At 33.7% G+C, this 7,928-nt stretch carries 7 protein-coding genes and 1 pseudogene; all 8 read right to left on the reverse strand.

Annotation, left to right across the window (positions count from 1 at the left end; all coding sequences use genetic code 11):
• Positions 1-235 (reverse strand): hypothetical protein (locus CCE28_RS21535; RefSeq protein WP_141228412.1); only part of this gene is annotated, 235 nt, incomplete at its 3' end.
• Positions 236-542: 307 nt separating this feature from the next.
• Complete coding sequence (locus tag CCE28_RS21540; RefSeq protein ID WP_095136274.1) at positions 543-2,015, reverse strand: DUF4489 domain-containing protein; 1,473 nt, start codon at positions 2,013-2,015, stop codon at positions 543-545.
• A gap of 44 nt (positions 2,016-2,059) precedes the next feature.
• The gene (locus tag CCE28_RS21545) at positions 2,060-2,683 is read right to left on the reverse strand and encodes a DUF4489 domain-containing protein (protein ID WP_095136276.1); all 624 of its coding nucleotides are present in this window, start codon (positions 2,681-2,683) and stop codon (positions 2,060-2,062) included.
• Between the two features lie 328 nt (positions 2,684-3,011).
• Positions 3,012-4,538 (reverse strand): histidine ammonia-lyase, encoded by a 1,527-nt coding sequence (hutH, locus tag CCE28_RS21550; RefSeq protein ID WP_095136278.1) that lies wholly within the window; start codon positions 4,536-4,538, stop codon positions 3,012-3,014.
• 124 nt (positions 4,539-4,662) lie between these two features.
• Positions 4,663-5,538 (reverse strand): glutamate formimidoyltransferase, encoded by an 876-nt coding sequence (gene ftcD / locus CCE28_RS21555; RefSeq protein WP_095136280.1) that lies wholly within the window; start codon positions 5,536-5,538, stop codon positions 4,663-4,665.
• Positions 5,539-5,559: 21 nt separating this feature from the next.
• The gene (locus CCE28_RS21560) at positions 5,560-6,123 is read right to left on the reverse strand and encodes a cyclodeaminase/cyclohydrolase family protein (protein ID WP_242973055.1); all 564 of its coding nucleotides are present in this window, start codon (positions 6,121-6,123) and stop codon (positions 5,560-5,562) included.
• A 14-nt stretch (positions 6,124-6,137) separates the two neighbouring features.
• A complete protein-coding gene (hutI, locus tag CCE28_RS21565; protein ID WP_095136282.1) occupies positions 6,138-7,421 on the reverse strand; it encodes an imidazolonepropionase in 1,284 nt (427 codons plus the stop codon).
• An 88-nt stretch (positions 7,422-7,509) separates the two neighbouring features.
• Positions 7,510-7,928: pseudogene (locus CCE28_RS21570) on the reverse strand (urocanate hydratase); the annotation flags it as partial.

Consider the following 7,928-nt stretch of genomic DNA (forward strand, 5'->3'; position numbering starts at 1 on the left):
TTCCTTGCCAATTTTCCAAATCATACACTTTTACTACACCATTAATGGAATTAACATTTTGAGCAATCATATATTCATGTTTTAATTTTTCAATATTCTTTAATGTTAATCTCTCTGAAGGTATTGTTTTAAAAATTAGATTCTCTTTTTTTGTCTTATGGTAACCAGTATAAACAAGTGTATCCTTTCCTTTATAAATCAATTCATTAATTTCGTAGTCTTTAAATTTTAGCACATGTCCTTCCCCCTACTTGTTTCCTTCTATATATAAATTAATTTAAATTTCATGGCATGTCCCTAAAGACAATGAAATAATTCCATAATTTTCAAACATATAACGTAAAATCTGTTTTTTTATGTAACAATTAACATTTCTTCAAGAATATTTAAAACCCCTTTGGCGAAAAATAGCTTATTTTGTCAATCACAATTGCATTTAGTATAATAAAGTCGTTATTCTCCTTATTTTTATGCCTAGTTCATATTTAAATGCTTAAACAAAAATCTTCTAGTTTTAATAAAACTAGAAGATTTTATATAAATCAACTTTTTTGAGCTAATGCAACCATTCTGCCATTACTAACGGTTACCCTTATAACATCTTCTGTTATTTCTATGGGCGTAACAGTCACAAAGTAATCACAGCATCCAGGGCAAGTTATGCAGTCACAAAAAGTAAAATTAAATATGTTTGTAGACTTGTCAATATCACTAAAATTTATTCTCTCTATTACCCAAACGCCTAAGGATATGGGACTTTCATTGTCACATACGCCAAATAATTCATATCGAAGTCTTCCATTTAATACAAAGAAAGAAGTCAATCTCTCAAAACTTACAATACTAGAAAACTCAATATTAACCATAGGCTCACATAAACCTGTTGTATTTATACTAACCTGTGCTAATTGAAATGGTGGATCATTGGATGAAGTAAAGATCCTACTTCCAGTTCCCTCACCACATTCTAGTAATATCCCTTTAGGTTTAGGAGCCTTTGGTTTACAATCATGGTAACAAGGCAAATCACATGATGATTGAGCAAGACCTGTTATTCTAACATTATCTACTGTCACATCTGCAAACCTAAAGGATGCTTCTAATTCAACAGGGGTAACTGTCACAAAATATTTCCAACAACCTTCACAAGTTATCTCTTCGCAAAAAACAAAGTCAAAAACTTTTTCTAATTCAATATCCTCAACAACTCCTGTCCTCTCAAATGTCCAAGTTCCACGGGATAATGGTTTTTCCCCATTGGAAACTCTAAATAATTCAAATCGAAGGCGAATATCACTAACATTTAAATCAATCTTTACAATACTTGAAAATTCAATTAAAACTTTAGTTTTAATTAAAGAGGTTATATCCATTATAATATGTGCTATTTCAACAGGAGTTCCTATTTCAGGGCCATTTCTAAAAATTATACTTCCATTTCCCTGCCCACATAAGGATAGTACTTTTTTAGTTTTAGGATACTTTCCTTTTAATTTTTCACCACAAACCTTATATTTGTCCTTTGAAATGTGCTGTGAAGATTGTGATAATGCCACAATTCTTCCATTACTAACTGTGGCTATTGCTCCATTGATTTCATCGGGAGTAACTATTACAAAATAATCACAACATTCATGGCATGGTTGGCATTCACAAAATATGAAACTAAATGATTCTTCTTGGGATTCAAAAGCGTTCTCTAAAACATTAATTTCCTCAAAGACCCAAATACCTAGGGATTTTGGATCCTCCCCCTTACAAACTTTAAACAATTCATATTGTAATCGTACTGTTGCTCCATTAATTAGTCTCTCCATTTTTACGAGACTAGAAAATTTTATTACAACTTCCGGTCTATTTAAAGAGGCAGTATCCAGGGTCACATGGGCCAATTGAAAGGGATCATCATTGGAGGATGTAAATGTTTTACTTCCAGTTCCTTGTCCGCATTCAAGAAGTATATTTTGTGGTTTGGAGTCCTTTGTTTTACATTCATAAATATTATTACAACTCACTTATATACCTCCTTAGTATTTTATAGGCTTTTGTCAGACTATGATTAGCACTCTTGGGATTTTGCAATTAGTTGACCCATGGACACCTTTGCACTAGCAGTATCATTATCACTTATTTTCTCAGCAGTTACTCTAACAAAATAATCAATACAACCTGGACAAGGTGAAGAGCATACGCATCTGTTAAAACTAAAGGTATCAGAAGTTTCCAAGTTTTGATTTGGATTATCTACCGCAAGTGTTGTTAAAAATCTTCTAAATTTCCAGCTCCCCACAAGGATTTCAGTTCCACCATTTCGTCTAGAAAATAAATCAAATCGGAGTATTACTTCTGCGTCAGTTTGAGTAGCATCATCAGGTTCTAATACAGCTTCAACTTGACTGGAAAACTCAAGCTCAGTTACGAACTTATCCGATCCTCGAGTGTCCACCGTTACATTAGCTGCATCAAAGGTATCGCCTGTAGTATCAAAGTCCATTTCACTTCCAGGTGTACCACATACTAAAAAGAATTTTTTATCAAAAGGCTTTTTTATTTTACAATCTTTTTTTCTACAATCATCTTTTCTATAATCTTTTTTTCTACAATCATCTCTCTTATAATCCTTTTTCTCATAACCACTTCTAGGAGAGCAAGTTATTTTACAATAGCCGTCCATTCTTGACATAAATGAATTCCTCCTTCATAAATATACAATTACATATTTTAAAGTCTTATATCCTATAGGCTCATATTTCTTGTGCTTTACATGGACAGTTAATATCTTAATACGGCAACAAAAATTAGCCTATAAGAATAAGGTGTATTCCACTTCTACAATATACATTATGCTGTCTCTTAGTATTATGTGATAAGCCATATTTCAAAGGGTATATTAATTGAAAATGACAACAAATTTAATAGAAAAAACTCTCATTCTCCTAACATTACAATTTAAGGGAACAAGAGTTTTTTAAGTTTTACATTTTATATGACTAACTAATTTTAAAACACATCTATTTTAATTCTCCAAGATTTTCTTCTACTGCTTTTACAACGGCATGGCTGGCAACTAATTTATAGCATTCATGCATATCTGTATAGAACACTCTATCATTTTCAACTGCTTCTACATGTTCTCTTACTTTATCATAAGCAACTTTAGTGCCTTCACCTAGTTTTTCTTTAGCGCCAAACTCTATTGCCTGTGCTGCTGTCATAAGTTCTATACCTAATACATTCATAACATTGTCAAGTATTTCTCTAGACTGTCTTGCAGAAATGGATCCCATGCTTACATGATCTTCTTGGTTTGCACATGTAGGAATAGAATCTACACAAGCTGGATGTGCTAAAACTTTATTTTCAGATACAAGGGCAGCTGCAACATATTGAGGAATCATAAGACCATCATTGAGACCTCCATTTTTTACTAAAAATGCAGGTAATCCACTTAAGGCTGGATTAACTAGTCTTTCAACTCTTCTTTCGCATACATTTGCTAATTCTGCAACTGCAATTTTTAAAATGTCAAATGCCACTGCCATCGGCTGGCCATGGAAATTACCACCTGAAATTACATCTTTATCGTCAGCAAAAATCAATGGATTATCTGTAGCAGAATTAAGCTCTATATTCACTTTTTTAATTACATAATCAATGGCATCTTTACTTGCTCCATGTATTTGAGGAATGCATCTTAATGTATATGCATCTTGTACTCTTATTTCACCTTGTCTACTTGTTGATTTACTTCCATTTAATAACCTTAACATATTTTTTGCACAATCTATTTGTCCTTCATGTGGTCTTACTTCTTGTACTCTTGGGTCATATGCATCTATAATTCCATTAAGTGCTTCTATTGTCATTGCAGCACTAATATCTGCAAGTTTGGCAGCCATTTTTGCATCATAAGCTGCTAATGCCCCTACTGCAGTTAATACACAAGTACCATTAATCAAAGCTAATCCTTCTTTAGATATTAGCTCTACTGTTTCAATTCCAGCTTCATTCATTGCTTCTGCTGATGGTATTCGTTTTCCCTTATAGAATGCCTCTCCATCTCCAAGCATAGTTAAAACTATATGGGCAAGGGGACATAAATCTCCACTAGCTCCAACAGAGCCTTTTTCAGGAACAACTGGATGAACACCTTTATTTAACATTTCGATTAATACATTCAATGTACTTAATCGTATACCAGAAAACCCCTTTGCCAATGCATTGATTCTAAGTAACATAGCAGCTCTTACAGTTTCTTCAGCATATGGTTTTCCTACACCACAACAATCACTTAAAATTAGATTTCTTTGTAATGTCTTTGTATCTTTTTTTGATATTATTACATCACTAAATTTACCAAACCCTGTAGTAATTCCATAGATTACCTTTCCTTCTTCTACAAATTGGTCAACTGCAGCTCTCGATTTATTTACTTTCTTTACAGATTCTTCTGTAAGTTCAACTTTATAGTTTTCTCTTGACACCTTTACAAGTTCTTCTAGTGTCAAGCTATTACCATCAAGATATATTGTTTTCATCCCATTATCCCCCTTTTATCTTATATTCATTTAAAAGTTTATTTTTATGTCACCCGTAACCTGTACGCTAAATAATCATACTTTTAATTTTTATGTTATTTATCTATAGCTTATTCTTAAATTTCTAATAATATATTTGCTCCATAGAAAAATCATGGACTTGTAGATAGTGCTTAAGTACTTCTTCTAACGCCATTAGTGGTACAGGTCCAATTAGTTCAGCACCTGCTATTATAACCCCATAACGTCTTGCTTCTGATCTAATTGTTTCTAATACTCTTGGAATAGGCGTTTCTTCATAGTTAACAAGGTTCATTGATACTTGTATCATATTTTTTTCTTCTAATCTAAGTGCAATGGATCTAACATTTTTATATCCGCCTTTAGCGCCTCTTATTGCCTTTACTATTTTCTTCCCTATTTCTATATCATCTGTTCTTAAGTTCACATTAAAAGCTACTAAGGGGAATCTGACTCCAGTAACTGTAGCACCACTCTTGGGTACAAAAGCATGAGGGCCTTCATCTGGCTCCCATTCTTCTTTTTTCATTTTTTCTTCTAACGCTTCATATTGTCCTTTTCTGATTTTTACTAAGTTCTTTCTTTCTGGTCTTGTTGCAGCATCTTCATAATAATATACAGGGACGCCTAATTTTCCTAAGAATTTTCCAAAGTCCTTCGCTATTTCAACCGCTTCTTCATTTGTAACATTTTTTACTGGAATAAATGGTACAACATCTACTGCGCCCATTCTTGGATGACTTCCTTCGTGCTTTGTCATATCAATCAATTCAACGGCCTTTGCAGCAAGTCTTTTTGTTGATTCAAGTATTGCCTCTGGTTCTCCTATATATGTAAATACAGTTCTATTATGGTCTTTATCCGAATCTAAATCGATTACTCTTACATCTTCCTTTTCTAAAAGGGCTGCTTTTACTTTTTCAACTAAATCTAAATCTCTACCTTCACTAATATTTACTTCCGCTAATAAACTCTTCATATTTCCCAATCCTCCCTTGTATTAAGACTCTTTTAAATCAATAATATATTTTTCAAATTGAGCCTTTATCTTTTCATCTTTAATAAGTGGTAGATTTGCTTCAACATTTAATATACAACCTTTTATACCTGCCCTAGATAGCATTATAGCCATATCTAAGTCTGAACCGGCATTAGGATTAGATTTATCTTTAATGAGCATTCCTAATTCATACACACGCTTACACATAAATCCATTCTCTTTAGGTACTGTTGCAGCTGCTATACCACCATTTTGTATAGCCTTAGAACGTTCTTTTTTCTCTTCATCCGTTGATTTAGAAAGAGCATAAGCAGCTTTTATCTTACAGAATGCTTTTTCATCATCCTCAGCTCCTACTAACAATTTTTCTGCCAATTCATCAGCTTCTTTTGATACCTCATTATACTTTTCTACAGTAAGACCATAATTTTTTTTAGTAGATAATTTTGCAACCATTGAAATCATTCCAGCTGCCATAGCACCTGATAAAGCAGATGCAGCTCCGCCTCCAACTGTAAAATTATTTGAATCCATTACTTTCTCTAACATCTTTACTCCTGACATTACTATATTCCCTCCTAAAGAGTATGTTTTTGTAAAAATAATTTACATGAATTATTCTCCACAACAATTTCGCCTCTTTTTATTACTTTATCAACAAGGTTTACACCAAGTCGATATATTACATCCTCATAAGTAGAAGCATCCCAAATCTGAATATCTGCTAATTTACCAACTTCCAAAGACCCTCTATCTTTTTGTAATCCTAATGCTTTTGCACCACCAATTGTTGCTGCTCTAACTGCTTCTGCTGCACTCATTCCATGTTGTCTACACGCAAGCATCATGACAAATTGAAGAGATGTATTAAAGCATCCAGGGCAACAATTGGTAGCCAATGCTAAAGTCATTCCTTCTTCAATCATTGGTCTAGGATTAAAAGGTTTTGGATGTTTTACCGCAAAATCAATGGCTGGTAATAACACCCCTGTAACATTTCCTTCTTTTAACTTCCCCATCACTGACCTTGGTGTATAATTCAAATGATCTGCCGACACCATTTCCATTTCTGCTGCAAGGTCTGATCCTCCTATATAGGAATAAGCATCCGTATGAATTTTAGGCTCCATTCCAGCATCTTTGGCAGCACTCAATATTTTTTCAGATTCCTTTGCAGTATAATGTCCATCATCACACCAAACATCACAAAATTTTGCTAATCCTAATTCAGCTACCCAGGGAATCATTTCCCATATCAACATATGTACATATTTGTCTTTTGGAATATCCTCTGGCCATCCATGAGCTCCAAGAAATGTAGATACAATGTCAATAGGTAAAACATCATTTAGCTTTTGATTAATCTTTAACATCTTTATTTCAGATGATGTAGTAAGTCCATATCCGCTCTTACTCTCTACAGTAGTTGTTCCAGCAAGCAACATATACTTTAACCTATCAGCTGCATCATCAAACAATAATTCAGCCTCAATGTCTCTGGTCATATCAACCGTTGCCATAATCCCTGTCTTAATCCCCATCTTTTTCAACATATTAGGGTCATCAGTAATCATACGTGCAGCATATTCTTTTACTCGAGAACCTCCAAAAACAAGGTGGGTATGACAGTCTACAAAACCTGGTAAAACAATTTTCCCACTGCCATCAATAACACAATCTTCATCATACTCAACAATATTTTGCACATCTTCCTTTGTCCCAACAGCTACAATTTTTTCACCTTCTATGGCAATCCATCCCTGATCGATCTTTCCAATCAAATCTATTGCATTTTCTTTACATGTTAAAAGTTGTGTGCAATTGGATATTACCAAATCTGCTTTTAATTTATTAGCCTCCAATTTTCATCACTCCCTTAGTAAAGTAACTTGTACCTTCCAATTTTCTATAATTGAAAGGTACAAGTATCACTAAATTTTTATATAATTCTTAACGAGGTGCCTTTCCATCTGGTCCAAATGTTACTTTTTCTGCTGGCTCCCACCATAATGGTATCTTAATACTTTCATCTGTTAATTTTCCTTTTCCATTTGCTACATCTTTTGCAATTTCATAACCTGCTTGGGCATGCCTTACTACCCCTATTCCTGAGTCTACTGTTAATGCTACGTCTAATCTAAATGCCGCTTCATCTGTTCCATCTGCTATCATTGTTACTCCTGTATGCACTGCTTCTCCCATTGAATAGTTTGCTTGAATTGCTATTAAATCACACATTCCTGCACAGTTTAATAATCCATTTAGATATGGCCAGTCAGAAATTAAATCTCCACCGTCTTTCATGTTTTCTGATTCAAATGTTGGGTTTACGATTGATCCTGAGTCTAAGTTATCTCTTGAGAATCCTA

The organism is Anaeromicrobium sediminis (genome assembly GCF_002270055.1).
In the GTDB taxonomy this organism is placed as follows: Bacteria; Bacillota; Clostridia; order Peptostreptococcales; family Thermotaleaceae; genus Anaeromicrobium; species Anaeromicrobium sediminis.